Here is a 24,696-nt window from a genome sequence, read left to right as displayed (position 1 = left end):
CATGCAGACTATCAACCTTGAGAAGCTAGCTTCCAAAATCGATGAGAAGAAAATAGATGAATTAGCAGAACTCATAGACCTAACTCCAGCCCTTAATGAAGCGTTAAAAAAGGTAAGTGAACTTAAGGAGTCGGGTGCGTTGGATGCTATAGTGAATTCTGCTTATGTTGTTAAGAGTTTTCGTGATATGTTGAACGATGAGGCTATACAGAATCTAGGTAACATAGCTTCCTCGCTTTTAGAATTTGGCAAAGCTATCTCAAAGCCGAAAATCTTTGAAAATACAATGGAGATTATGGAAAACGCTGATGTGTTAGTGGACTTCATTAATAAATTGAAGATGTTGAAAGAAGATGGGACTTTTGATGTACTAATTAACATGGTATATACAGTAAGAACGCTTCGTGATATGTTGAACGATGAGGCTATACAGAATCTAGCCTCTACAGTTTCTTCTTCATTAGAAATAATGAAGCTTATAACTGAAAAGGCTGAGCCAGTAAAGACATTATTAGATAAATCTAGTGTTGTTAATGATCTCTTAGTGAGATTGGAAGATATGAAAAATGATGGTACCTTAGACGTTTTAATGAATTCTGCTTATGTTGTTAAGAGTTTTCGTGATATGTTGAACGATGATGCTATACAGAATCTAGGAAGGTATATTTCTAATTCATTAGAAATAATGAGAGAAATTGACGATGAGACTTTAAAGTCCATAAAGTCAACTGTGAAGAAAATGAGACTTATAGAAAACGTTTTAAATAAAATAGAGGAATTGGATAGAAATGGAGCATTAGATGTTGCCTTTGATATGGCCTATGTAGTAAAGACATTACGCGATATGTTGAATGATGAAGCTATCACTCATCTATCGACTTATGTATCTCAGTTTTTAGAGGTTTACCCAAGGGCTATGGATTTCTTTGAGATAACCCTTAGCAATGTACCGTATAGGATAATGAGAGCTATCACTTCCGAAGAGGTAAAGAAGACTTTAGAATCGCCACCACGAGTTTCATTAGGAAGTATCGTTAGGTTGTTATCTGACCCTGAAATTCAAAGAGGTTTAGGAGTTATCTTTACTGTAATTAGAGCTATTGGAAAGGAATTTAGTACTAAGTAGATTTTTTTCCTAATTTTTCTAAATCTATTGATCACAAAATATTTAAGAAATGCTTTGGAATAGAGGCGTATGAGAATAGTTTTAACATATGATAGGTCACAACAATTAAAACCTCTCGATGAAGCGGAAATTATAGGAATCATTGATGAGGAGAAAAGGGAAGTTGAACAATATGAGAATCCTGGGGTAGGCAGCAAGGAAGCTACAATGTCAGTAATTTTAGATTTAAATGCCGATGCAATAGTGGTAGGCCCTAAGTTCTTATGCCCAGGCTCTTATATGATGTCATACGGTAGATTAAAGTATATTCCTACAAAATATGGAAATCTCAAGGAAGTATTAGAACATTTAGAGGAAATAAAGAAAAACATTAAGGAAGAATTAGAAGAAGAAATGTACGCAGAAGAAATGGAAGAGTTCTAATCGTTAAACAGTTTATAGCACTCGTCTATCTCATATACTGAATACATTCTTTCTCTTGCATCATCTAAACAAGGTAATGTTTTTATTAAGCCTTTTTCCCTAAGTACTCTTAGAGCATATCTTAATGTACGTGTGGGTAATTTAGTTTGCTCTTGTAATTCTTTAAATCTAATTACCTTCTTCTCCAATATAACCTTTAATACAAGCTTTGCTGAGGGCGGAAGTCTTTCCATCATTTAATGTTTTTATTCGTATTTCTTAAGACTTTCGCTATATGCAAAAAGTAGTTCTATCGTAAATTTTTAGTTAGTAATTTATACCATAGTGTGCCATTTTCATCCATCCCTTTTTCAACTTCATAGCCCATCATCATCCATAATTCTATTCCACCTAACATATTGTAAACTTTTACTTCTTTAAATAGGGAAGGTTTAGTATAAACTAACCAAGTAGACCTATTTGCGTGCTCACATACAATTGCTACGTGTTTATTATTTAATATTAGGGGAAACAATTCTTCAAAGTAATCCAAAGGTAATAATATTGACCCTGGTATATGGTGATCCTCGTATTCCCAAGGTTGTCTAATATCAATTAGTGTAATTGCCTTGTTCTTGGTGAGTTTTCTAATTACTGATGGTGGTACATCTTGTATATTTGGATAAAAGGGAGACCTTCTCTCAGTTATTAGCATCATAATCTAAACCTTTTATTGAGAATTTAAATTTATTGGATTTTTTGATTTGCAAAACTACTTTTATTTAAAATGAAATTTACAAAAAATGCATAAACATTATGATAGCTAACTTTTTATTTTCTTAGGAGAATATGCTAAACTGATGGCTATTGATAAGCTGATTGATAAATTTAGAGTTAATTTAGATAAGTACAAAAAAATGGGATTGAATCCACTATCCCTTGCTACAGGTTGCGCTGTAAAAGTAGATCTAATAGATACAGTCTATCCAGCTATACACAAGATAAGAGATGAACTGATGAGAAGAAATATAGAAATATTACCTAGAGAAGACGCTGATATTTTCATAAGCAGAGAGAAAATTTACATAAAGAGAATAATAAACGGGGGAGAATTTGATGCTGATAGAGCTATTAGTCTTATTCAAGTGAATCAAGAGACCGCGGGTAGTCCAGATAAATTCGCTGAGTTCCTACTGAATGTTTACACTTCGATAAAGACAAATAGAAAGCTTACGATAGGTAAAGGACATTCAATAGTTACATCGAATCCCAAAGGTGAAGTAGCAGTATTAGATCTATTTAGGCTAGATGGTGAAAAGGAAAAATCGTACACAGTTGCAAATAACGATACTATTCAAATAGTAGATCCGTTGGATGATCCAGGATCTCAGATGCAGGTTGATGTTGCTATTTCCAACTCTCTAAATGACCTTTTCACTAAAGGTGTTTTCCAAGATTTAAGAATGATCCCTGTGGTTGATGCTCCAACGGAGGACCTAAAGGAACAATTACTAAGAAATGCTGAAAATTACTCTAGGCAATATTCAATTGAATTACTAAGCGATATTCAACCTAATTCTAAGACGCTGATGATAGGAGCTACTGTAATAGGTAAATCCGATCATGAATTGCCCACATATTACAATAGGGTTAATGAGAATATGGAGATCTTAGTGACTAGACCAGTTGGTGAATTAACTCCAATAAACGTCTTTATGTGGATGTTAACTGTTCCTGAGTTAATAGAAGATATGGAAGCTAGGGGGATTACCATACAGAGAGTAGAAGAGGCTAAGAGAAAAGCCCTAACTTACATGAGGAAACCTAATACTGATGTAGCGAAGATAATATATGATCATCTACCACCATTTGGAGGCTCATTTGACGAAAACTCTCATATCGCAATGACTACTGATGTTACTGGTCCGGGATTATTTGTAATAAAGGAATTTGCTGAAAAGGCACAAGTAGATGTGGAGTTGTTTGATATTCCAGTAATAGATCCGGATATACATGAATTCGCCACTGAGAATTTCATCATACCGAATTCTACTGCAGGTACAAATGGAGCCATAGTTATTTTTGCTCATAAGAAAGTTATTGATGAAATTTTCGATGAATTAAAGAGAAAGTCACAAGAACCTCATATCATAGGTAAGGTTATAGGGAAAGGAAACGGTAGTGTTATAGTCCCACCAACTATTACGAAGTATATTCATAGAAATAATGTGTTAAAGCAGTTCAAAATAAAATGAAACATTTCTGGATGGAAATATTTCTTACTTATTATATTTCTCCTTTTTATCTATGTTAATGTAAAATGTTTAATTATCAGTTCTTATGTTGGAACTCTCCTTATGACTCAGACGTAGAAAAACAAGAAACATTTTATTACTCAATATTCCTACCTAAATATTTTTTACATGATAAAATAAATAGCTAATAGCATAATATAACATGTGTATCCACCAGATTTTACATATGTTAGGGTTAGTAGTATTGAGGAGGCTACGAAATTCCTAGATTCCCACGATGATGCGAGGCCCCTTGCAGGAGGACAAAGTTTAATTCCTATGCTTAAACTTCGTGTGATATCGCCCAATTATATAGTTGACCTAAATCCTATAACTTCATTAAGTTATGTAAGAAGTTCCTATAACTCGACTAAAATCGGTGCTCTAACTCGATATAATGAAATACTAAAGAACGATCTAGTAAGGGTAAACGTACCATTGCTTCATCAAGCAGTTAAAGTAGTAGGAGATATGCAAGTTAGAAACTTAGGTACTATTGGTGGTAGCGCTGCAAACGCTGATCCATCAGCTGATATCCCCACTGTACTTACTGCGTTAAATGCCGAAATTGTTCTATCCTCAGCATCTGGCAATAGATCAGTTAATGCTTTAGATTTCTTTAAAGGCGCATTCACCACAGACTTAAGGAAAGGCGAAATTATCTCTGAGATTGTTTTACCTAACTTGGAGGGATATCAAACAACTTATAGAAAAGTTGTGAGAAGAGCTGGAGACCTTGCACTTGTATCCTTAGCATTAGCAATAAAATTAAGGCAAAATGAGGTGGAAGATATTAGATTAGCCTATGGTGGAGTTGGGGAGAAGCCATTTAGAGCGCTAGAAGTTGAGAAAAATGCAATAGGTAAAAGGTTAAATAATGACTTAATAGAGGAAATTGTAAATAAGGTTTCGAGTCAAATAAATCCCCCTTCTGATACTAGGGGGAGTTCTTGGTATAGGAAGGAAGTTGTGAAGGTTATAACTAGAAAAGCCTTAAAGGAGGTGTCTGGTTAAATGTTAATAGTTAATCAAGGAGAGAAAGTTAAAATAAAAGTTAAGGTAAACGGAGTATTGTATGAGAGATATGTAAGTCCAAGGATGCTATTAGTTGACTTTTTAAGAGAAGAATTAGGTTTAACGGGGACAAAAATCGGTTGCGATACTACTACTTGTGGCGCATGTACAGTTTTATTGAATGGCAAATCAGTAAAATCTTGTACGTTGTTTGCGGTGCAAGCTGATGGTGCAGAAATAACTACAATTGAGGGTCTCTCAGTAGATTCTAAGCTTCATCCAATTCAAGAGGCGTTTAAGGAGAATTTTGCACTTCAGTGTGGTTTCTGTACGCCGGGAATGATAATGCAAACGTATTTCTTGCTAAAAGAAAATCCAAATCCTTCTGAGGAGGAGGTTAGAGATGGACTTCATGGTAACATATGTAGGTGTACTGGGTATCAAAACATAGTTAAGGCAGTTTTAGATGCCTCGAGGAGGTTGAGAGCATGAGTTACGTGGGTAAACCAGTAAAAAGATTATATGATGACAAATTCGTAACAGGCAAAAGTACATATGTTGATGATATAAGGATACCAGCCCTATATGCAGGTTTTGTTAGAAGTACTTATCCTCATGCGATCATTAAGAGAATTGACGTTAGCGATGCATTGAAGGTCAATGGTATAGTTGCAGTATTTACTGCAAAGGAAATCAACCCCTTATTAAAAGGTGGAATTAGACCTTGGCCAACGTATATAGATATAAGATCATTTAGATATAGTGAGAGGAAGGCGTTTCCAGATAATAAGGTTAAATATGTAGGCGAACCGGTAGCAATTGTTCTTGGCCAAGATAAGTATAGCGTTAGAGATGCTATAGATAAGGTAGTAGTGGATTATGAGCCTTTGAAACCAGTAACTAAAATGGAAGATGCTGAGAAAGATCAAGTTATAATCCATGAGGAGTTAAAGACTAATATATCCTTTAAGATTCCATTTAAGGCAGGAGAGGTTGATAAGGCATTTAGTGAAGCTGATAAGGTAATTAGGGTTGAAGCCATAAATGAAAGATTAATTCCTAATCCCATGGAACCTAGGGGAATAGTATCAAGATATGAAGGAGGTACGCTATCAGTATGGTATTCTACGCAAGTACCTCACTATATGCGTTTGGAATTTTCTAGAATATTTGGTATACCTGAAAGTAAGATAAGAGTCAGTATGCCAGACGTTGGAGGTGCCTTTGGAGCTAAGGTTCATCTAATGCCAGAAGAACTGGCAGTTGTAGCATCATCAATTATTTTAGGAAGACCAGTGAGATGGACAGCTACCAGAAGTGAAGAGATGTTAGCAAGTGAAGCTAGGCATAATATTTTCACCGGTGAGGTTGCAGCTAAAAGAGATGGAACTATCCTAGGTATTAGGGGTAAATTGTTACTAGATCTAGGAGCTTATATAACAGTAACCGCTGGTATCCAACCATTAATAATACCTATGATGATACCCGGTCCCTATAAGATACGTAACCTGGATATTGAAAGCGTTGCAGTTTATACTAATACTCCCCCAATTACTATGTATAGAGGAGCTAGTAGACCAGAAGCAACATATATTATTGAGAGGATAATGAGTACTGTAGCTGATGAGTTAGGATTAGACGACGTAAGTATCAGAGAAAAGAATCTAATTACCGAATTACCATATACTAATCCATTTGGTTTAAGGTATGATAGTGGAGACTATGTGGGATTATTAAGAGAAGGCGTGAAGAGGCTAGGTTATTACGAACTTAAGAAGTGGGCTGAAGAGGAGAGAAAGAAAGGTCATAGGGTTGGAGTAGGGTTAGCGTATTATCTGGAGATATGCAGTTTTGGTCCGTGGGAATACGCTGAAATTAGAGTAGATGAGAGGGGAGATGTATTAGTAATAACTGGTACAACACCACATGGTCAAGGGACAGAAACTGCCATAGCTCAAATAGTAGCGGATGCGTTACAAATAGATATAAGCAGGGTTAGGGTTATTTGGGGAGACACTGATACCGTGGCAGCTAGCATGGGAACTTACGGTTCAAGATCTGTAACAATAGGAGGCTCTGCTGCAATCAAAGTTGCGGAAAAGATCTTGGATAAGATGAAGAGAATTGCCGCATCTACTTGGAATGTCGATGTTCAAGAAGTTCAGTATGAGAAAGGAGAGTTTAAGTTAAAGAGTGATCCAAGTAAGAAGATGAGTTGGGATGACGTTGCTAGCATAGCTTATAGAAGTCATGACCCCGGATTAGTGGAGAAGATAATGTATGAGAACGACGTAACTTTCCCATATGGAGTCCATATTGCGACAGTGGAAGTGGATGATACTGGAATTGCCAGAGTTTTAGAATATAGGGCATATGACGATATTGGAAAGGTTGTAAATCCGGCATTAGCGGAAGCACAAATTCATGGTGGAGGTGTTCAAGCTGTTGGGCAAGCGTTATATGAACAAGCATTACTTAACGAGAATGGCCAATTAATTGTAACTTATGCTGACTATTATGTTCCTACAGCTGTTGAAGCGCCTAAGTTTACCTCGATATTTGCTGATCAGTACCATCCATCCAATTATCCAACTGGTAGTAAAGGTGTTGGCGAGGCTGCATTAATAGTAGGTCCGGCAGTGATAATTAGGGCTTTAGAAGATGCTGTTGGTGCTAGATTCACTAAAACTCCAACAACTCCAGAGGAAATTTTAAAGGCAATCATGAGTAAAAGATGATAACTTTTTTATTAATTATTTTTTAGAAATATAATTAATAACTATCTTTTAGATTTAGTGTAATAAGTTATTATTTTGAAGGTAAAGCTTATTTATGTAAAATACCATATTTATATAATGAGTGAATGGAAATGATGGATAAAATACCCGGTGTAATTGCAATATTTAGATTTCATGAAGGTAAACTCACTAAAATACAAGGTGAGGATATCTTGATTGATCTTGATAAATTAAGTGAGATTTTAATGGAGAATATGAAAATTGGAGCAAACGAAGCTAGAGAGTTAAAATTTCTTGAACCATTTAGAGGGTTTGCTATGATATTAGATGACATGGGAGTTGTATTTTTAGATGATTACTTAGTAATAACTAATGCCAAGAAAACTAATTGGGACTTATTAATAAAGGCTATCTTAAAAGGTGAGGTCATAAGAAATGGCTAATATAAAGAAATTGAAAGGATATATTGGACATGTAAAAATCAATGAAGAAGGTAAAATTGAGGAAAGTTCAAATATCGAGGATCCATCTAAATTAGTTGATGTAATAAAATTTAATTTGAAAAAGGGAAATGAAGAAGCAAAAGAACTAGGTTTTAACAAGATAAATGGTTTCGCAATGTTCGGCAATGATAAGTCTTTAACCTTTATGAGGGGTTTAGCTATAATTATAGATAACGAGAAAGCTGATTGGCAAGATTTATTCACATATTATACCTATACTAAAGCCTTCATAATAACTGGAGCAGTATTAGTTGTTCTTTCAATATTACTATTCTATTATTCACTTTTTACCCCTATATTTAATTTTATGGCACCAGAACCCCGCATTTATATACCAACACTCCTATTAATAATAGGAGTAATATTTCTAGCACTTTCTAAATCTACTTTCTCCTATAGGTTAGAATGACTCTTTTTTAAAATATACTTGTAGGTAATAATGATAGAAACTTTTAAAAACTAGCAGTAATAAAGTAGTATAGCGTGAGAAGATGAAAGAGTTAAAAGGAACTAAAACTGCCGAGAACCTAAGGCAGGCATTCTGTGGAGAAGCAATGGCAAATAGAAGATATCTATATTTCGCTAAGAGAGCTGACGAGGAGGGATATCCCGAAATTGCTGGGTTATTGAGAAGCATAGCGGAAGGTGAAACTGCCCATGCGTTTGGACACTTAGATTTCATAAGACAAGGAGGAATTGGTGATCCAGCTACTGACAAACCTATTGGAACATTAGAGCAAATGTTAGAATCAGCGGTAGCAGGAGAGACTTACGAATGGACTCAAATGTATCCAGGGTATGCTAAGGTAGCTAGAGAAGAAGGATTCAATGAAATTGCTGAGTGGTTTGAAACCTTGGCAAGAGCAGAAAAGAGTCATGCGGAGAAATTCACAGCTGTCCTTAACCAGCTAAAGGGAGGCAAGTAATGTATACTTTAAATCCAAGTAATCCTATTTTTTTTGATTCAAATAAATTATTATCAGAATTTATAAGACAAGCGAGTGTTTGTCACGGTTGTAGGTTATGTTTCAATTATTGTGACTCATTTCCTCTTATGTTTACTTATACTGATAAAAAAGGTCCCAAGAACTTAACCTTAGATGACTTATTTGATGTGGCATCTAAGTGTTTCCACTGTAAGATGTGCTACGTTAATTGTCCCTATGTTCCTCCTCATGAGTTTAACATGGACTTTCCTAGTCTTATGGAATGGGCGTGGCTATATTATAAGAAAAAGAGAGGACTAACTGTAAGGGACTTTATATTTGAAATGTTAGATGGTGTGAAGTTTGCTAGACCCTTAGCCAAGGTAATTATGGAGAAGAACAAGGAGTTATTAGGGATTCATAAAGAAGCTCCAACACTACCCGTTGCGGAGAAAGGCTTAAGGGAAAGAGTTAAGCCGAAACCTATTGATAATCCAAAAGCAAAGGTTGCACTATTCCCCACTTGCTTAGTAGAGAATTTCTTTCCAGAAATCGGAGAGGATTTAATAGAGGTATATAACGAATTGGGTATAGAAGTAATTGTTCCTAATTTTGTTTGCTGTGGGGCTCCAATGCTGGATTCTGGGGATGTTGACAGGCTTAAGAAAAACGCCGAGTATAATACTAAGATGATAGAGGATTTGGTAAGGAAAGGTTATGACATAGTTTCACCCATACCAACTTGTACGTTAATGATTAGGGAATATAAGAAGATTCTGGACAAGGAAGTACCTAAGGTTTATGACGCAATGGAGTATCTCTTAAAATTGAAGAATGAGGGCAAGATAGAACTAAAGGGTAAGATTGAGAAGAATGTGTATTATCATCCTCCATGTCACCTTAAGTTCTTACAGTTAGGATTACCTGGGGTTAGGCTATTGAGGTCTATGGGAGCGAAAGTCGACATTTCCAATAACGGTTGTTCTGGTATAGATGGTGGATGGGGATTAAGAAATTATGATACTGCTAAAAGAGTAGGAAGTAAAATGATGGAAGCTTTCAAACAAAGTAAAGCTGATCTTTTTTCAACTGAATGCCCCTTAGCTGGGCTTCAAATAGAAAAGTCTTCGGGAAGAAGACCCTTACATCCAATTCAATTGTTAAAGGAGGCGATGAAAAATGGTTAAAATAACTTTACAAGATATCCTACCTTGGGAGACATATGAAAAAGTAAGAATGGATAGAATAAGGAGAATTATTGAGATAAAGAACAAAAGAAGAATAGAGTTAGGAGATAGGTTGACGTTATTATTTGAAAATAGAGATACAGTGCTTCAACAGATTCAAGAAATGGTATATCTAGATAAAAAGGAGAAAAAAGAAGATATACTTGAAGAGATAAGGATTTACTCAACATTACTTCCATGCGATGGTAAGATAAAAGCCTCTCTTTATATCCATTCCTATGACTTTAAGGACCTGGATTGGGTCTATGATAATCTAAGAGGTATATATAATTCAATATTTCTAAAAGTGGGAAACAAGCTAATTCAAGGAATCCCAGAAGGAGGAAGGGATCAAGGTAGAGAGTTTTCTACAGTTCAATATTTAACATTTGATCTTGAGGGTGAGAAAAATACTGATATGGAAGTTCATGTAATTCATGAGAATTATAGATATTCGACTAAAATAGATAAGAGCCTAGCAGAGGATTTGATCAGAGAAGCGTACGATGTTTGTGAAAAGATATAAAAACTCTTTTTCCCAAGAATTAGATAGTGTATTACGCTATAATTTTTATATAGAGCATAAAAAGTGCCAAATACATATAAACTTTAAAAAGTCTAATGCTAATATATTTAATAAAAGGTAGTAGTTATGTTGACTAATTCTGCCGGCACTGGAAACCTTGAAGATTTCATTATGACTGTGGCTAGAAGCAGGGAGATTTTCAACCTTAAGAGCTATAGCTTAAGGATAATATCTGATTATACGAAGTTCTTTAACCTTATATTGCCTAAAGATGTAAGAGATGTCCTCGTCATATTACCAACTAGTAGAGATGATTTGGGTAATACAATCAAAAATGAATTAACTAGGATAAGGACTAGTTGCTCAATAATTGTATTATATAGTACTAGAGTGGAGAAAGATAGAATGGTTATCGGATTTCGTGTCATTGCTAGTAAAACCGTTAATAGCGAAGCCAATAGCGACAAAAATAGAATGATTAGTATGCACCCAGAGCCTCAAGGGTCAAAAACTCATCTAAATCTATACTCTCTCGGTATAACATTTTAACTCACGAGTAATCTTTCTTCTTATACTTTTTAAGATATTGCCATAGTGTTAAATCGTCACTTGTCTATTAGTATTCTGCTAAAGTACCTTTTTCTCTAGCTTTTTTGAATGCGTAATTATATGAAAATATACCTAATGGTAATAGAACTATATCAAATATGGTTAATATTATAATAAACTGGGCAACGCCCGTTATAGGAGTTCCATTTAAGAATGCTTCTCTTAGTCCCTCTAGTGCCCACGTTAAAGGAATTCCGTAACTTATATACCTAACAAATAATGGAAGTACTGTGACTGGAAATACTGTACCTCCAATTAGGTTTGTAAAGGTATTAAAGAAGAATGAAATAGGATTACCTTGTTTTGTTATCATTGTGACAGCTCCAGCTATCATACCTATACCTAAGGTTGATAATATCAACAACACTATAATTACTATTGCACTGAGTACATTAACGTTATAATGTATGTTTAACGCAAACCCTATGGCTAAAATAATAACAGCGTTTATTGTATTTAGAGTAAGACCCCAGAGTGCAGAATATAACAAAAACCCAAACGTTCCGGTCCTTGAGATAACATAGTATTCAATTGTTCCGTATAGTTGTTCATTACGCAACCTTTGACTTATAGTAGAAATAACTGAAGATACATATCCCTGGAAAGCTAATCCTATGGTAAAAAATGCCGTATAATTACTTACTCCTACTTCACTCACTAGTCTATTTCCTAATGCAGTCCCGGTGAAGTAATATGTGAAAACTGGAAGAACCCAACCTAATACTGTTAATATTGTTTGGGTCCTATACGATACCCATACCTTAAATCCTCTTAAATACAAGAAGGAGTAGAGTTTTCCGCTTATCCCCATCTTCCTCCCCATTCTCCTCTCCTTACTGCTTCAAGCCTTGCAGAATCCTCAACGTCTCCTATCAAATATATATACACATCTTCTAATGACGGCTCCTCCTCTTTAATCACCCTATAATCCTTTAATTCTTCAAGTTCCTTCTCTGGAATCCTCAAAATGTAGTAGTGTGTTGAAGTTTCCACTACGTATTTGCCTAATGATAATGGATACTCGTTTACTTCTACTTCTATTACTTTGCCTAAATAATTCTTTAAATTCTCTTTGTTTCCTTCAGCTATTACTTTACCTTTCTTTAATAGTATTATCTTCTCCGCTAACTCCTCAATATCTTTCATGTAATGCGAGGTAAGGAGAATAGTTTTATCTCTACCAATTCTTCTAACTAAATCTCTAAACATTCTAGCTGAGAGTGGATCTAAACCTAAGGTGGGTTCATCTAATAGCAAAACTGGTGGATCTGTTATTAGCGCTCTGGCTAATGCCAATTTTCTCTGCATTCCGGTACTAAACTTCATATATGGTATGTTTTCCCATTCCGACAATCCTACAATTTCCAATACCTCCTTTGCCCTTCTCCTAGCGTCAGATAGGGATAAGTTTTGTAAACTGGCGAAGAATACTAAGTTCTCTAGGGCAGTTAGTCTATAATAGAATAACCTTTCACTCACCGTAACTAAACCTATTGATTCTTTAACTTTCTTTTCCTCTTTAGTTATGCTATAGCCATTAACTAAAGCATCACCATAACTAGGTATTATGAGAGTCGAAAGCATCTTAATTAAGGTTGTTTTTCCTGCACCATTTGGACCCACCAAAGCCCCTGTCGTGTTCCTTTCTATTTCAAAGGATACCTTGTCAACAGCTTTTATCTCTTTATTCTTTACTTTAAAAGTCTTTGAAATATCAATTGTTTTAATCATTAGTTAAAGTATTGACAATAATGCTAAAAACTTTTTGCAGAAAACATAAGGATTTTTCTTCTTAAGTTAACTCCCTTTAATACTATATTAGTATTGTTGATAAGATTAATAGGGTATAAGTATTAGATACTTATAATAGAAAGGTTTAAAAACTACTAGGAGAATATATCATGTATGACTAATGAGAGTATAAAATATATAGCCATAAAGATGCTTGCTGATAAAGCATATGTAGTTGATGCTATATATAGCTATCTGGTAGAAGGAGAAAGACCAAGTGTACTAGCATATAAATATGGAATAACAAAGCACACAATCAGGGGAAACATAATGAGATTTGTAGAGAAGGCTGGTGGAGAGGGGAAGGCTAGAAGACTAATAGCGTTGATAAAACAATCAAATGCCAAAGTAAGCCCAATTGTATATAAAACAGATGGAATGTACACATGCCTTCTCTGCAATGAAAAACTTGACGAAGGGAAATTAGAAAAACACATTACGACTAAGCATAAGGCTGAGTTACAAAGAGCAATAAACTATATTATGTCTAAAGTTGAGGGAAAGAAGAAACAAGAAGAAGCTAACAAGAAAGAAGTTGTCGTTAACGCTTAATAAAAGATAGAATTTTTGTATATAAAATATTTTATATTTAATTTTCAAGATATACCTCTCTATTCCCTTTTTATTTATGTTAAATTGGAACCAGTGACCATAAACTCACTATCACACTGCTAAATCCCATTGCAAGTGCTGCATATTCCGGAGGTAAATATAGAGATAGAGTTGGGTAAAATATTCCGGCAGCAATAGGTATTATCACTGTATTATAGCCAAATGCCCAAGCTAAATTCTCCTTAATTTTTCTAACTCCTAATTTCGCTTGCTCAAATAGTTCTATTACGTCATCTAATGAATTAATTATAACTTTACCAGCACTCTTAGCTAAATCTGTACCACTGGAGATAGCTATACTTACGTCAGCTTCTCTCATAGCAATGGCATCATTTATTCCGTCACCTATGAACATCACTTTATTACCATTTTTCCTTAATTCCTTCACGAACTCTGCTTTATCATCTGGAGTTAATCCCTTACGAACTTCAACACCTAACTCCTTCCCTATTTCATCAGCATAAGCACTACTATCTCCAGTTGCTACTATTACTTTAATTCCCCTTTCTTTCATATAATTTATAACCCTTTTAGCATCATCTCTAAGCTTATCTCTTATGCTAACTATTCCTCCCGCTCTTCCATTAACACAAATCAAAATATCTCCCTCATCTTCTACATTCCAATCACAATTGCTCTTCACGAAATCTTTACTTCCTACAATTACATCATATCCGTTTACTTTAGCATATATTCCCCTACCCGGAAATTCCTCAAATTGCTCAACCTCTCCCCCTTTCATATTCATTTTATGAAATGCCTTAGCAATAGGATGTATACTTCTACTTTCTGCAATTGCAGCCAAATCTAAAGCTCCTTTAATAAGCTCCTTCTTACTAACAATTACATACTCACCCTCAGTTACAGTACCAGTTTTGTCTAAGACTGCAACATTAACATTTCTTATTTCTTCTAAAATACTACCGTCCCTAATTATAATACCTCTTTTTAATGCCCTACGAACACTGACTAACATTGCCATAGGTGAGGCTAAGCCTAATGCACATGGGCAAGCTGCAGCTAATACTGCAACAGCAAAAAGTAGTGAAGAATATAGGTCATAACCCAATACTAATTTCCAAATCAGAAACGTAAGTACTGAAAGAGTGATAACTATAGGTACGAATATTGATGAAACTTTATCCACCAGGTTTTGGATAGAAACTCTAGCATTATAGGCTTCTTTTACACTCTCTGTTACTTGTACAATATAACTCCTATCCCAGTTTCTAGTAACATATATTTCTAAGTAACCATTTACTAAAATACCACCAGCTAGGACGTTATCCCCTTTTTTCTTTAATACTGGTTTCTGCTCTCCAGTAAGTATTGCCTCGTTTACCTCACCCTCTCCACTCTCAACTATTCCATCAGCTGGTATTCTTTCCCCTGTCCTAACAATTACTATATCACCTACTTTTAATTCATTAGAGTTAACTACTCTTCCGTCTTTCAGAGTAGCCTTATAGGGCTCTATACGTATTTCGGTACTCATCTTAGCTTTAATATACGCTTCTAATGTTTTACCTACAAGTATGAAGGTTATCAATAATGAAGCGTCAGCGTAAAATGTGGTATGAAGGAGAATTCCAGAGAACCATAATATGTTTGACGCTAAGGAGACGAGCACATCCATATTAGTAGTTTTATTTCTTAATGCTCTATACGCGCCTTTATGAAATCTTAACCCCGAGTAGAACTGTACTGGTATTGATGCTAATATGCTAAAAAAGAATGGAAATAGATACGTCAAAGGTGTAAATACTATACCTACTATCAATCTCCTTAATATATCATAGAAGTCCTTATAGAGTATACTCCTCTCGCTACGTCGCTCATCTATTATTTCTCCCTTTACTCCAGCCTCTTTCAGTATCTTCTCTGGAGTAGTGGATTCTGGATTGTATTCTATACTTACTAATCCTAAACCAGCATTGGATTTCACATCAACTATACCTTTAATAGTTTCAAATTTCCTCTCAATTTTAGGCATTTCCTCTGGGTTAACATTCAATTTTATAGCAAATTTTTGTGTGACAACATCATAGCCTGCCTTTCTTACCGCCTTTACTAATTCTTTTAATTTGACGTTTCCGCTTAGGATTACTTTAGCACTTCCAGTTGCTAGATTTACATCGGCATCTTTAACTCCACTAACTGACTTCAAAGATTTGGATACAGTCATCACGCATGTTGCACAATGCATCCCAACTATTCTTAATTGTTCCTCATTATCTTTAATTTTCAACTCCTCCTTCTTTTCAGTGGCCATGTGGCATCCCTTTGGGTCCACTCCTTAAGTATTCCTCTGGGTTCTTCTGAAATTCCCTTAAACAGTGAGATGAGCAAAAGTAATATACCTTCCCTTTGTACATTGTTTTATATTGACTTTTTTCATCTACTTCCATTCCGCAAACGGGATCAATTATCATAATATCAATTATTGCCTCTATTATAAAGAACTTTTTCCTCTATCAATTTGCATCTACTTACATCATATAACGATCAAAATGACTCTAAAACTTGTGTAAATGTTAATCATCATTACGTGCAAATTTTTTCTTTAACTCCGTCAAACAAGAATTGCAACAAGCGTAATATGTTCTTCTTCCCACCTTGTATGTTAATGGGTTATCATATATTTCTTTACCACAGTAATCACACTTAACAACAAAGTTGCTCTTGCCTATAAATACTAAATCTTTTCTCTTCACATTTTTTAACTTATTTTCTAAACTTTCTAGTGTATTGGCTCTTACTATATTAATAAATCTACCATCCAACAGTTTATAACATTCGTCACTGTCACAAGACTCTGAAATCGCAAAAGCGATGAAAGGTTCATTCTGAAATTTAATAGTGAATTTCACCCCTCTCCTTCTAAGATTTCTCAAAAGTCTGGTAGCAGTACTCCTGCTAATATTAAGCCTCTTCGCTAGCTCCGTAACACTTATCCTAGAATCTTCTCTTAAAATTTCCAATGCTCTAAATTCTAAATCTGTTAGTTTTTCCACAAGATTTTTCCTTTACTTTTGACGTTTTAAATTTGTTTTTCTTCCACTACCAACAACGGAGTTAACTAGCTTGTTATAAATCGTTGAAATAAACTTTTCCAGATTCATTGCAGTTAAAGCTATTGCTATTCCTAATATCCATCCACTTAGTACATCTAAAGGCCAATGAATCCCTACATAAACTCTAGAATAGCTTGTAAGTAGTGCTTCTATAAATAAAGGTATTGAGATGTAATATGGTAACGTTAAGAGAGCTATCGTTGCACCTACGGCCACTATTAATGCGTGTCCCGAGGGATAAGAATAATCAGTGGGTTCTGAAACTAGCAAATTTATGTTATGTAGTATTAGAAATGGTCTTGGCTGAGCCATTACATATTTTGACACCTCTCCTAAAATTATAGCTATTATAAATCCTCCAACTAATAAGAGTGAACTTCTCCTAAACTTCCCACCTATAATGAATAAGATTGCAGTTACCGGTATCCAAATATACTCCCTGCCGTATTTACTGAAGAATATCATAATGGGATTAAGTGCCTCAAGTTGTGAGTGGTTGATCAAATAAAAGAAATATATATTACCTGGAAAATTAGCTTCTCCTACAATTTTGACTATCATCGATATAATTATATATATTGCATAAATTACTATTATATATTTCCATTTCATGGCCGATAACAATGATAGAATTTTTAGTATATATAGTTAATCCAAATCTAAGTTCATAACGCAATTCATTTTTATACCCTTCTATAATAAGTGTTTTATAAAGACGCATAAGATATTTAAAAATAATAACTATTGCACGTCAATTATGAACATTATATGTTACTCAAAGTTGTGTTATGAATAAAAAAATAACTTAGAAATATTTATAAATCTTCACAACTTGTTTATTCCCTTAAAGAGTATTACGAATATTATACTCGCTAAGAGCATGTATAGTGTTGCCATAATTATGCTTGTAGGGTCAACTCCTATACTCCGTGCTGAAATAAGGTTAAGAGGTAGAGAAAGTATTATAAAAAATAAAGCCATTATTCCCGATATAATTCCAGCTATTGTATAAATTTTCATGTTATCTCACCAACATTGATATAATTCTAACAGAGTCCCACAGCAGATTATACGCCATAAATCCAGCCATGAACGCAGTGGCTCCAAATATTAGAGCCAAAATTGCTATACCTAGCTTATTCATCAACCCCACCTCTATTTTACATAGATTTCATAATGATAAAGCTGCACTGCTATTCCCCAGAGCATTAGGATTACACCTAAATCCATTCCAGCATAAGTTGATTGTGGTCCTATACTTGGTAAGGTCCACATTAGACCTAATAGGAATAGGGAAACAATGAAAATTATTATTATTCCGTAAAAAGCCGCCTTCTTGCTCCAACTAGCCGTTACACTGCTTCCCATAGCTGCTACTGGTTTTCTTCCAACCATAAATGCTGCAACTCTTCTTAGCATATATAATGTAAATAATCCCACTGGTATTAAAATAATACCATTTATGACTGTTGGAAATGTTAGGAAGTTTACAAATGTCCCTGCTAACGACAAGGAGGATACGCAGGCGAGGAGTATTTCCATTGGAGTTATATTCATTTTAATTACCTTTGTCTCAGTCCTTGTGATTGGGGTACTATCTTGCTTTACTGGCCATAAGTACACAATTACTCCTATAACGACTAACGGTAACCCTAAGTATTCTATCTCTTGTGAGAATGGGACTGGGACACCTGGTTCTAAGTATCCCCATACAGACAGCTCTATTAGATATACAGCCAAAGTACTAACAATCCATGTCCAGAACTTTCTTCTAGTAACACGTAAATCGTCACTGGGATCTAAGAATGGAAGGAAGATTAGTATCAAAAGACCTATAATAAGTACTGCCAAAACTAAGATTGGAGTGATTGGCATTCCGTTAGGTAATAGGAAGTCAACAAACTTGTAGAGGAATAAGAAGAACCATGGGGGATACGGTTGTACGCTTGTAGACTCTGGCGATCCTGCTTGTGGAGCGGGATAAGGATTGATCACTATTGGTAACCCATTTATATTTGCTAATAAGTTGGGAACGAATAATATTATCCCCCATGTTAGTAATACTATTGATAACATATAAACAAAGTTTCTAGGCCACCACTCATTAAATCTTTGCTGTTCCTCCTTAGTGTAATATGCCGGGACTTTGGGTTTATCCTTAACTGAAGGTGTCATTCCATATCTTTCTGCTAGCATGAAGTGAAATAGAAATAGAACTCCTAATAGAAATACTAGTAATATATGCCATCCTAACAATCTATCAAATAATTCTGATCTCACTAAGGGATCTGAAGATAGCGCTGCACTTCCTCCTGGTCCAAAAAGCCATCCCACTATGGTTGTTGCGCCTGGGATACCAGTACCTACTAATAATTGATCTCCAATATTTATTGCATTGACTCCAAGGACATCGCTGACTAGGCTATATCCAAAGAAAGATGCTCCTAGTGTTAATAATAGAAGTATAACTCCAGTTATCCATTGTAATTCTCTAGGCTTTTTATATGCTCCCTTGTAGAAGTTTCTAAACATATGTATATATGCCAAGATAATCATGATGTATGCACCATATAAGTGACTAAATAATAAGACTGGACCATATGGAACACTGGAAATTATACTTTGTGTTGATTGATACGCGTAAGCTGGTTGATAATACATTAAGAGGAATAAACCAGTTATGACAGTATATATGAAAGCTGCAGCTACCATTGCTCCTAGCCAGTAGGATAGATTATACATGTAATCTGGTGTTTTAAATAGTGGCGCTTCAGTTACACCTACTCTATCGATTATAGTATCTATAATTCCCTTCTTTTCCTCACCCATTTTTGTTCACCCCATCTTTTGCCATTACGGGTAAACTAGAGGGAGTTGAGGGTGTTGAAGTGGAAAAAACATTCTGCTTAGAAGCATAAGCTAACGCATCGAAAATACCTACAAATATAGTTAATAATAACCCTGGAATCCCTATCTCAGCGAGGATCGACTCTAACAAGTTATATGGTTGGAACATTGCTGGATATGTTATCATTCTCCTTAACATTCCTAGATAGCCAATAACTGACATGGCATAGCCTACACCCAAAAATGGCGCAGTCCACCATACCATTCCGATTCTCATCCATTTAGAGGCCTGTGCACTGAAGTCGAATCCACCAAATGTGCTTCTTAACATGTCTAAAAACACTGTAGTAAAGCCCATTACTATTAATGTCCATATCATTAAGTGAAAATGTCCTACTACGTAATAGGTATTATGGAATAATGGATTTATTGAGTTCTCTGGTAAAACTAATGCTTGGACACCGGCTAATATGAAACCCACTAATGCAATTAGTGCTCCCATTCCAACTGGATCCTTCCAGTTATATTTCTGGGAAAGAAGTATTGTTAATCCTAAGTTAAGTACAGTAAGACCAGACCCTGAGGCTAAAATCAGTGTCGAAAGGTTTACCCAGATTCTTAGATCTATAGGTAATGGCCAAGTTTGCAAGTGGTGAACCCATATAAGCATTGAGCCAATTGATAGTAAGTATATATTCCATCTAGCCCACTTCTCACTAAAGAGTGCTCTCCCAGCGTATTTTGGAACATAGTAGTATAGAGCACCAAATAGTGGGAACGGAACGTAATATACTACTGGATGTCCATAGAACCAAAATAGTAATGCCCATAGTAACGGGTTAACTGGAACTCCTGCAAAGAAATACAACGTATACCATAACGTAGATGCAGCTAATGCGGGAAGAGTTATTGCAATAACTATTGCAAAAGCTACTCCATAAGCCCCAAATATGTTTAGCCTTTCATTCTTTGGTTTAGTTGCATATGCGTCCGCAATCAAGATTATGAACATTGCTGTCTGTAATATGAAGGCTAAAGTTAGGGATAAGTAAGCCATACCCATTAGTGCAGGCGAAGTGTAAAACAGAAAGGCATGGAAGTTGTTATTTGATTCTATTGCAAGTGGAGGGTACATGTACCAACCCATATCCGGAGATCCAGCAAGCCCAATCGCTAAGAAGATGTTAGATAGCCAGAAGAAAATGGACATTAGTTTAGTATGCAAAATCGATAAGTTACTCTTATACATTGCGAAAGCTATTACAGCTACCGCAGCTAAAGGAACAAATCCAAATATACCGGCCCAACCGTGAATAGTTAGTGCAGTATAGTATAGTTCTCCCACGTTGGGGGAATTACTATTAAACGTTAAATACGTCCTCAAATTCATGGCAGCTATTCCTAAAACTCCTAACCAGAATATAGAACCTATTGTGTAAAGCCAAACTACGTTTAACGTATTTTTAGGCACTACAGTATCTTTTATTTGATTCATAATACTCATCATACCACCTCCAAGGTTCCAGTCATATACGATGAAGCATAACCGTCGTATTCTGCATTATACCACGTGTAATTTCCCGGTTGATTAGGAGCTATAAAGTAAACATAGCTTGTAATTCCTTGAACATTATTTATATTAACTAACCCATTTGGAAGCCTTAAGTAAAACCCAGTATCCACTTGTGGAGAATTTATTATTAATACTACTGGTTCACTCACGTTAGCTACTATAACGTTGGGAATCCATCTGTATTGTACTGCAGTGAGATTAACTACTAATGTCCCATTTATGACCTCAGAATACTGACCAGAAGGTGGTGGGTGGGTTTCAAAATATCTTACTGCTGCTTGAGCTTGTGGAGGTAAGCCAGAGAATTCCGGTAAACCGTATCTTAAACTGAAGCTCTTTCCAGTTAGAATATAGTAAACGTTCAAACTGAAGAATGTTGCAACTAAAATCAACATAATTATAAACCACACTTCTTCAGCGTGTTCCTTAATATCCATAGTTCACACCTGATTCTTTTTTAGAGTATTGAGGCTTATAAATCTTTATTTGAAATTTTTCAAAGATTTAATAACTTAGACTCCGTTAAAGTTGAGTTAATTAAAATTAGAATTACACAATCTAGTTAACTATAAGAAAAATTGTAGGTACGCACATTCACTATACTTCATTTATTGGCTTGGTATTTTCAAGATAAATAATATTCTTGTTAAAATAGCTATATATGTGTTATTTAATTTATCATGTCATTTCTAGTACGTAAAGGTTTGTGCTTATTTTTACTTATTTATTTAGTTAATTTGATTGCATAATAAATTCCCTCTATATAAGGTAAATGGTTATAATATTACTAAAAAATCTTTTGCAACAAATAAGGCTAACATTTGCTATGGAAAATTTTAAAATAAAATTTTTAAGGTTTAAGTTTCATTGTAAATTTGGTAAGTAGTATGGCTAAGGGAATACCTATTATCAAGCGTGATGACCTTATATTTGCGATTAAACTTTTAAGAAAAATGAGAGATCCAAAAACAAAGTTTGATGAGAAAGAGTTTGTTAGAAGTGGTAGAGATTATTTATATAATTACGCTGAGAAAAATGTAGGTCCTCTTGATCCCAGTAGGAGAGCTTTCCTAAAGGGCATCCTCATAGGTATAGGTGCAGCTGCAGTATTAAGTGCAATTCCAGTCATTTCGTATCTAAATCAACCCGAAATAAGTTTGAAACAATTTCCTTGGATAATCATAGTCGACTCCAGCGGTAATCCGATTAAAGCATCTCAAATACCTGTAAACAACCCGGAGATCTTACTATTTGAATATCCAATGCAAGGCGATATAACTTTCCTTTTGAACTTAGGTGATGAGAACGATAATCCTATAAAAATCCCACCAACCACGGTTGTAATTCCGGAAAATGGTAAGACTTATACTTTTCCTGGTGGAGTTGGACCCAATAATTCAATAGTAGCTTTTTCAGCCATATGTCAACATTTGGGATGCACTCCACCTGAGATTCACTTCTTTCCACCGAAATACATGAAAGTTGGTTTACCTACTCCTAACTTCTTACCGGAAGTGGCGCTTCAAGCTGCTCAACAAGCTAATGCACCTGGAGTCATACATTGCGATTGTCATGGTTCTACTTATGATCCCTATCATGGAGCTTCTGTACTGACAGGACCCACAGTTAGACCACTACCTTATGTGCAACTATATTGGGATTCTAATACTGATTACCTTTACGCAATTGGCATGAACTTAAACGCTCCTACTATATTAGGACGCACTAATAATCTTTCAGGGTATGCGTATCTATCTTCATATGACCAGGCTACTGGATGTCCAAAAATGATATTACAATCTGGCCAAAATCCAAGTAATTGTTACACAGAGCTTCAGAGCGCTGGAAACACCTACCAATAAGGTGATTGTGTTGGGAGCTATTGAACTAATGTATGAGAAGTATATTCAGATAAGCAAGATGATGTCCAGAATGAATTACATGCCAGCAATAGCTGCCGGCGAGGTAGCAATATTGTTAGTTCTCTATGCTGGAGGTATGTTAATAGCCGTATATAACCTTCCTCTTCAAGGTATACCCTTAATAATGCACTTATACGGTGGAATTCTAGTTGCTATATTAAGCGTAGGTATGCTTGCGTCTGCTGTAAGTTATAAAGATAAGGGTGCAATTTTAATCTCAATTCTAAACGTTCTTTCAATCCTTTTTGCAGCATTTGCTGGATCATTTTATTTCGGAGGTGTAATTGATGTGGGTTACTTGCTTCAAATGGGAATGGGTTTTGTATTTGCACTTATAACTGCCTCTGGCTGTTTAATATATAGTATAAGAAGGGGTGAGTAAATTGGTGGTGTCACAGTCTAGGATAAGGCCAAGTAGGTTAATGTTATATATCTCCTTAACTGAGACCATACTTCTAGCTGGATTATTTTATGCTGGAATTGCTACACTATTTTATGATAAATTCCCACTAAATGCTTACTCACAGGCTTTGATACTATCAAGTCATATAACACTTGCGATGCTTGTAGGGTTTTTTGGTGCAGCAATGCTTGCTCAATCTGTGAGAGAAGGTATAAGATCAGTGTACCTATTTTCTCTCTTGAATCTACTGTTTATAGGAATAGCAGCTGCAGGTGGTTTAGTTTTTTATGGCTTATTAACTCCAGATTATGCGTACTTAATGGCACTAGGATTCTTCGGATCGCTATTTTGCACGTCATCTGTTCTATTTTACGCAATTTAATTTTCAAAAGTAACTTCTCTTTTTTAGTGAAAGGCCTTTACGCTCACCCTAGTATTCCTTTTATGTATTTAGCTATAACGTACCCTAAGAACACGTTCATTGCAATAAACATTGCTACGCCAGCAATTGGAAGGGATGATGGAGAATATGGAGAAAAGTTGTAAATAGTGTTTGAATATATTGGGCTAGCTATGATAAATAATATTGCTAGTACACTGTCTCCTAACATCCAGAGTGCGAATAATGTAACTTTTAGGTAAAACTTTATGTATTTAATTGACGAACCAGCAAGAATCCCGCCAACAAGAAGTGTTATTTCGAGTAGTGCTCTGTACGTTATGAAAGCTGCGCCTAATGCGAAAAAGTATGGTAAGTGCCATATAATGGGTGGTATTAGTCCCAGCGTTAAAGAAATTACGTCTCCCTTAAAGTACTTATAACCAATAAATATTCCAGAGAAGTAAACTATATAGTGTGATATCATGTAAACTGCGGGAGAGTAAAATTCTAGGCTTTCTGTGAAAGGGTTAAATGCAATTACGAGAAGGACTATTGGGAGAATTAATGGCTTAAATGTGATTTTTTCATCTTTGATCCAACTTAAGATCATATTATAAAGTAACGTAATCGGTTTAAGAACTTTTATCCCAATAACAGATTTTCTACGTTATTTGAGAATTATTCTTATTCAATTTTTAAAACATTTATGTATATAGATAATCACATTT

30 protein-coding genes are annotated in these 24,696 nt (G+C 35.2%); 16 read left to right on the top strand and 14 right to left on the bottom strand.

Features of this window, described 5'->3' with window-relative positions; genetic code table 11:
• Position 1 precedes the first annotated feature (1 nt).
• Entirely contained in the window at positions 2 to 1,126 is a 1,125-nt protein-coding gene (locus tag GFS03_RS00900) for a DUF1641 domain-containing protein (protein WP_153422075.1), read from the top strand.
• A gap of 69 nt (positions 1,127 to 1,195) precedes the next feature.
• Complete coding sequence (locus tag GFS03_RS00895) at positions 1,196 to 1,549, top strand: hypothetical protein (RefSeq protein ID WP_153422074.1); 354 nt, start codon at positions 1,196 to 1,198, stop codon at positions 1,547 to 1,549.
• On the opposite strand, the gene GFS03_RS00890 is transcribed toward GFS03_RS00895, so the two are convergent.
• Together GFS03_RS00890 and GFS03_RS00885 are read right to left on the bottom strand one after the other, a co-directional pair.
• Positions 1,546 to 1,782, bottom strand: coding sequence for a winged helix-turn-helix transcriptional regulator (locus GFS03_RS00890; protein WP_153424523.1), 237 nt, complete (start codon positions 1,780 to 1,782; stop codon positions 1,546 to 1,548). The genes GFS03_RS00895 and GFS03_RS00890 overlap by 4 nt on opposite strands.
• 56 nt (positions 1,783 to 1,838) lie before the next feature.
• Positions 1,839 to 2,246, bottom strand: coding sequence for a rhodanese-like domain-containing protein (locus GFS03_RS00885; protein WP_153422073.1), 408 nt, complete (start codon positions 2,244 to 2,246; stop codon positions 1,839 to 1,841).
• A 142-nt stretch (positions 2,247 to 2,388) separates the two neighbouring features.
• Between GFS03_RS00885 and GFS03_RS00880 the strand changes: the two genes are divergently transcribed.
• From GFS03_RS00880 to GFS03_RS00835, 10 genes are all read left to right on the top strand, one after another.
• Positions 2,389 to 3,783, top strand: a complete 1,395-nt coding sequence (locus GFS03_RS00880) for a SelD-related putative sulfur metabolism protein (protein WP_153422072.1) — start codon at positions 2,389 to 2,391, stop codon at positions 3,781 to 3,783.
• A gap of 204 nt (positions 3,784 to 3,987) precedes the next feature.
• A complete protein-coding gene (gene cutB, locus GFS03_RS00875; protein ID WP_153422071.1) occupies positions 3,988 to 4,836 on the top strand; it encodes a glyceraldehyde dehydrogenase subunit beta in 849 nt (282 codons plus the stop codon).
• On the top strand, positions 4,837 to 5,328 hold the full coding sequence (cutC, locus tag GFS03_RS00870) for a glyceraldehyde dehydrogenase subunit gamma (protein WP_153422070.1): 492 nt from the start codon (positions 4,837 to 4,839) through the stop codon (positions 5,326 to 5,328).
• Positions 5,325 to 7,574, top strand: a complete 2,250-nt coding sequence (cutA, locus tag GFS03_RS00865; protein ID WP_153422069.1) for a glyceraldehyde dehydrogenase subunit alpha — start codon at positions 5,325 to 5,327, stop codon at positions 7,572 to 7,574. The genes cutC and cutA overlap by 4 nt, the downstream gene beginning before the upstream one ends.
• Before the next feature lie 131 nt (positions 7,575 to 7,705).
• Positions 7,706 to 8,017, top strand: coding sequence for a DUF2173 family protein (locus GFS03_RS00860; RefSeq protein ID WP_153422068.1), 312 nt, complete (start codon positions 7,706 to 7,708; stop codon positions 8,015 to 8,017).
• Entirely contained in the window at positions 8,010 to 8,486 is a 477-nt protein-coding gene (locus GFS03_RS00855; RefSeq protein WP_153422067.1) for a hypothetical protein, read from the top strand. The genes GFS03_RS00860 and GFS03_RS00855 overlap by 8 nt, the downstream gene beginning before the upstream one ends.
• An 82-nt stretch (positions 8,487 to 8,568) precedes the next feature.
• Positions 8,569 to 9,003 carry a rubrerythrin family protein gene (locus GFS03_RS00850; protein WP_153422066.1) on the top strand — a complete coding sequence of 145 codons (435 nt, stop codon included), beginning with the start codon at positions 8,569 to 8,571 and terminating at the stop codon, positions 9,001 to 9,003.
• Positions 9,003 to 10,190: a heterodisulfide reductase-related iron-sulfur binding cluster gene (locus GFS03_RS00845; protein WP_153422065.1), complete on the top strand. Its 1,188-nt coding sequence runs from the start codon at positions 9,003 to 9,005 to the stop codon at positions 10,188 to 10,190. The genes GFS03_RS00850 and GFS03_RS00845 overlap by 1 nt, the downstream gene beginning before the upstream one ends.
• Positions 10,183 to 10,755, top strand: a complete 573-nt coding sequence (locus tag GFS03_RS00840; protein ID WP_153422064.1) for a DUF3501 family protein — start codon at positions 10,183 to 10,185, stop codon at positions 10,753 to 10,755. The genes GFS03_RS00845 and GFS03_RS00840 overlap by 8 nt, the downstream gene beginning before the upstream one ends.
• Positions 10,756 to 10,881: 126 nt before the next feature.
• Positions 10,882 to 11,304 carry a DUF4898 domain-containing protein gene (locus tag GFS03_RS00835; protein WP_153422063.1) on the top strand — a complete coding sequence of 141 codons (423 nt, stop codon included), beginning with the start codon at positions 10,882 to 10,884 and terminating at the stop codon, positions 11,302 to 11,304.
• Positions 11,305 to 11,371: 67 nt separating this feature from the next.
• Here the strand turns inward: GFS03_RS00835 and GFS03_RS00830 are convergent, their stop codons facing one another.
• The gene (locus tag GFS03_RS00830) at positions 11,372 to 12,175 is read right to left on the bottom strand and encodes an ABC transporter permease (protein WP_153424522.1); all 804 of its coding nucleotides are present in this window, start codon (positions 12,173 to 12,175) and stop codon (positions 11,372 to 11,374) included.
• The gene (locus tag GFS03_RS00825) at positions 12,166 to 13,095 is read right to left on the bottom strand and encodes an ABC transporter ATP-binding protein (RefSeq protein ID WP_153422062.1); all 930 of its coding nucleotides are present in this window, start codon (positions 13,093 to 13,095) and stop codon (positions 12,166 to 12,168) included. Before GFS03_RS00825 ends, GFS03_RS00830 begins: the two co-directional genes overlap by 10 nt.
• Before the next feature lie 174 nt (positions 13,096 to 13,269).
• Between GFS03_RS00825 and GFS03_RS00820 the strand changes: the two genes are divergently transcribed.
• A complete protein-coding gene (locus tag GFS03_RS00820) occupies positions 13,270 to 13,707 on the top strand; it encodes a hypothetical protein (protein WP_153422061.1) in 438 nt (145 codons plus the stop codon).
• Between the two features lie 79 nt (positions 13,708 to 13,786).
• Here the strand turns inward: GFS03_RS00820 and GFS03_RS00815 are convergent, their stop codons facing one another.
• From GFS03_RS00815 to soxA, 9 genes are all read right to left on the bottom strand, one after another.
• Positions 13,787 to 16,039, bottom strand: coding sequence for a heavy metal translocating P-type ATPase (locus GFS03_RS00815; protein WP_153422060.1), 2,253 nt, complete (start codon positions 16,037 to 16,039; stop codon positions 13,787 to 13,789).
• On the bottom strand, positions 16,029 to 16,199 hold the full coding sequence (locus GFS03_RS00810) for a YHS domain-containing protein (RefSeq protein ID WP_153422059.1): 171 nt from the start codon (positions 16,197 to 16,199) through the stop codon (positions 16,029 to 16,031). Before GFS03_RS00810 ends, GFS03_RS00815 begins: the two co-directional genes overlap by 11 nt.
• A 102-nt stretch (positions 16,200 to 16,301) precedes the next feature.
• Positions 16,302 to 16,781 (bottom strand): TRASH domain-containing protein, encoded by a 480-nt coding sequence (locus GFS03_RS00805; RefSeq protein ID WP_153422058.1) that lies wholly within the window; start codon positions 16,779 to 16,781, stop codon positions 16,302 to 16,304.
• A 12-nt stretch (positions 16,782 to 16,793) separates the two neighbouring features.
• On the bottom strand, positions 16,794 to 17,453 hold the full coding sequence (gene sepP, locus GFS03_RS00800; RefSeq protein WP_153422057.1) for an undecaprenyl-diphosphatase SepP: 660 nt from the start codon (positions 17,451 to 17,453) through the stop codon (positions 16,794 to 16,796).
• A 213-nt stretch (positions 17,454 to 17,666) separates the two neighbouring features.
• Positions 17,667 to 17,861 (bottom strand): hypothetical protein, encoded by a 195-nt coding sequence (locus GFS03_RS00795; protein WP_153422056.1) that lies wholly within the window; start codon positions 17,859 to 17,861, stop codon positions 17,667 to 17,669.
• A gap of 1 nt (position 17,862) precedes the next feature.
• Entirely contained in the window at positions 17,863 to 17,985 is a 123-nt protein-coding gene (locus tag GFS03_RS13640) for a hypothetical protein (RefSeq protein WP_255424873.1), read from the bottom strand.
• 11 nt (positions 17,986 to 17,996) lie between these two features.
• On the bottom strand, positions 17,997 to 19,670 hold the full coding sequence (soxC, locus tag GFS03_RS00790) for a proton pump complex cytochrome B SoxC (RefSeq protein WP_153422055.1): 1,674 nt from the start codon (positions 19,668 to 19,670) through the stop codon (positions 17,997 to 17,999).
• Positions 19,663 to 21,192, bottom strand: a complete 1,530-nt coding sequence (gene soxB, locus GFS03_RS00785; protein ID WP_153424521.1) for a proton pump complex quinol oxidase subunit SoxB — start codon at positions 21,190 to 21,192, stop codon at positions 19,663 to 19,665. The genes soxC and soxB overlap by 8 nt, the downstream gene beginning before the upstream one ends.
• Positions 21,192 to 21,698 carry a proton pump complex quinol oxidase subunit SoxA gene (soxA, locus tag GFS03_RS00780; RefSeq protein ID WP_153422054.1) on the bottom strand — a complete coding sequence of 169 codons (507 nt, stop codon included), beginning with the start codon at positions 21,696 to 21,698 and terminating at the stop codon, positions 21,192 to 21,194. Before soxA ends, soxB begins: the two co-directional genes overlap by 1 nt.
• Positions 21,699 to 22,148: 450 nt before the next feature.
• On the opposite strand from soxA, the gene GFS03_RS00775 reads away from it, so the two are divergent.
• From GFS03_RS00775 to GFS03_RS00765, 3 genes are read left to right on the top strand one after another with little or no spacing between them, the layout of a single operon-like run.
• Entirely contained in the window at positions 22,149 to 23,123 is a 975-nt protein-coding gene (locus GFS03_RS00775; protein ID WP_153424519.1) for a Rieske 2Fe-2S domain-containing protein, read from the top strand.
• Between the two features lie 28 nt (positions 23,124 to 23,151).
• Positions 23,152 to 23,565 carry a hypothetical protein gene (locus GFS03_RS00770; protein WP_153424520.1) on the top strand — a complete coding sequence of 138 codons (414 nt, stop codon included), beginning with the start codon at positions 23,152 to 23,154 and terminating at the stop codon, positions 23,563 to 23,565.
• On the top strand, positions 23,558 to 23,968 hold the full coding sequence (locus GFS03_RS00765; RefSeq protein WP_181443768.1) for a hypothetical protein: 411 nt from the start codon (positions 23,558 to 23,560) through the stop codon (positions 23,966 to 23,968). Before GFS03_RS00770 ends, GFS03_RS00765 begins: the two co-directional genes overlap by 8 nt.
• Before the next feature lie 43 nt (positions 23,969 to 24,011).
• Here GFS03_RS00765 and GFS03_RS00760 read toward each other — a convergent pair whose 3' ends face one another.
• On the bottom strand, positions 24,012 to 24,578 hold the full coding sequence (locus GFS03_RS00760) for a DUF1404 domain-containing protein (protein ID WP_153422052.1): 567 nt from the start codon (positions 24,576 to 24,578) through the stop codon (positions 24,012 to 24,014).
• Positions 24,579 to 24,696 lie beyond the last annotated feature (118 nt).

It is taken from the genome of Sulfolobus sp. E5-1-F (assembly GCF_009601705.1).
In the GTDB taxonomy this organism is placed as follows: Archaea; Thermoproteota; Thermoprotei_A; order Sulfolobales; family Sulfolobaceae; genus Saccharolobus.
Note: the sequence above shows the minus strand (reverse complement) of the source record. Positions and strands in the feature narration are given on the sequence as shown.

What these genes read in the sequence shown, in the direction of transcription:
- GFS03_RS00900 (WP_153422075.1), top strand. Translation starts at nt 2, where the DNA reads ATGCAGACTATCAACCTTGAGAAGCTAGCTTCCAAAATCGATGAGAAG.
- GFS03_RS00895 (WP_153422074.1), top strand. Translation starts at nt 1,196, where the DNA reads ATGAGAATAGTTTTAACATATGATAGGTCACAACAATTAAAACCTCTC.
- GFS03_RS00890 (WP_153424523.1), bottom strand. Translation starts at nt 1,782, where the DNA reads ATGGAAAGACTTCCGCCCTCAGCAAAGCTTGTATTAAAGGTTATATTG.
- GFS03_RS00885 (WP_153422073.1), bottom strand. Translation starts at nt 2,246, where the DNA reads ATGATGCTAATAACTGAGAGAAGGTCTCCCTTTTATCCAAATATACAA.
- GFS03_RS00880 (WP_153422072.1), top strand. Translation starts at nt 2,389, where the DNA reads ATGGCTATTGATAAGCTGATTGATAAATTTAGAGTTAATTTAGATAAG.
- cutC (WP_153422070.1), top strand. Translation starts at nt 4,837, where the DNA reads ATGTTAATAGTTAATCAAGGAGAGAAAGTTAAAATAAAAGTTAAGGTA.
- cutA (WP_153422069.1), top strand. Translation starts at nt 5,325, where the DNA reads ATGAGTTACGTGGGTAAACCAGTAAAAAGATTATATGATGACAAATTC.
- GFS03_RS00860 (WP_153422068.1), top strand. Translation starts at nt 7,706, where the DNA reads ATGATGGATAAAATACCCGGTGTAATTGCAATATTTAGATTTCATGAA.
- GFS03_RS00855 (WP_153422067.1), top strand. Translation starts at nt 8,010, where the DNA reads ATGGCTAATATAAAGAAATTGAAAGGATATATTGGACATGTAAAAATC.
- GFS03_RS00850 (WP_153422066.1), top strand. Translation starts at nt 8,569, where the DNA reads ATGAAAGAGTTAAAAGGAACTAAAACTGCCGAGAACCTAAGGCAGGCA.
- GFS03_RS00845 (WP_153422065.1), top strand. Translation starts at nt 9,003, where the DNA reads ATGTATACTTTAAATCCAAGTAATCCTATTTTTTTTGATTCAAATAAA.
- GFS03_RS00840 (WP_153422064.1), top strand. Translation starts at nt 10,183, where the DNA reads ATGGTTAAAATAACTTTACAAGATATCCTACCTTGGGAGACATATGAA.
- GFS03_RS00835 (WP_153422063.1), top strand. Translation starts at nt 10,882, where the DNA reads ATGTTGACTAATTCTGCCGGCACTGGAAACCTTGAAGATTTCATTATG.
- GFS03_RS00830 (WP_153424522.1), bottom strand. Translation starts at nt 12,175, where the DNA reads ATGGGGATAAGCGGAAAACTCTACTCCTTCTTGTATTTAAGAGGATTT.
- GFS03_RS00825 (WP_153422062.1), bottom strand. Translation starts at nt 13,095, where the DNA reads ATGATTAAAACAATTGATATTTCAAAGACTTTTAAAGTAAAGAATAAA.
- GFS03_RS00820 (WP_153422061.1), top strand. Translation starts at nt 13,270, where the DNA reads ATGACTAATGAGAGTATAAAATATATAGCCATAAAGATGCTTGCTGAT.
- GFS03_RS00815 (WP_153422060.1), bottom strand. Translation starts at nt 16,039, where the DNA reads ATGGCCACTGAAAAGAAGGAGGAGTTGAAAATTAAAGATAATGAGGAA.
- GFS03_RS00810 (WP_153422059.1), bottom strand. Translation starts at nt 16,199, where the DNA reads ATGATAATTGATCCCGTTTGCGGAATGGAAGTAGATGAAAAAAGTCAA.
- sepP (WP_153422057.1), bottom strand. Translation starts at nt 17,453, where the DNA reads ATGAAATGGAAATATATAATAGTAATTTATGCAATATATATAATTATA.
- GFS03_RS00795 (WP_153422056.1), bottom strand. Translation starts at nt 17,861, where the DNA reads ATGAAAATTTATACAATAGCTGGAATTATATCGGGAATAATGGCTTTA.
- GFS03_RS13640 (WP_255424873.1), bottom strand. Translation starts at nt 17,985, where the DNA reads ATGAATAAGCTAGGTATAGCAATTTTGGCTCTAATATTTGGAGCCACT.
- soxC (WP_153422055.1), bottom strand. Translation starts at nt 19,670, where the DNA reads ATGGGTGAGGAAAAGAAGGGAATTATAGATACTATAATCGATAGAGTA.
- soxB (WP_153424521.1), bottom strand. Translation starts at nt 21,192, where the DNA reads ATGAGTATTATGAATCAAATAAAAGATACTGTAGTGCCTAAAAATACG.
- soxA (WP_153422054.1), bottom strand. Translation starts at nt 21,698, where the DNA reads ATGGATATTAAGGAACACGCTGAAGAAGTGTGGTTTATAATTATGTTG.
- GFS03_RS00775 (WP_153424519.1), top strand. Translation starts at nt 22,149, where the DNA reads ATGGCTAAGGGAATACCTATTATCAAGCGTGATGACCTTATATTTGCG.
- GFS03_RS00770 (WP_153424520.1), top strand. Translation starts at nt 23,152, where the DNA reads ATGTATGAGAAGTATATTCAGATAAGCAAGATGATGTCCAGAATGAAT.
- GFS03_RS00760 (WP_153422052.1), bottom strand. Translation starts at nt 24,578, where the DNA reads ATGATCTTAAGTTGGATCAAAGATGAAAAAATCACATTTAAGCCATTA.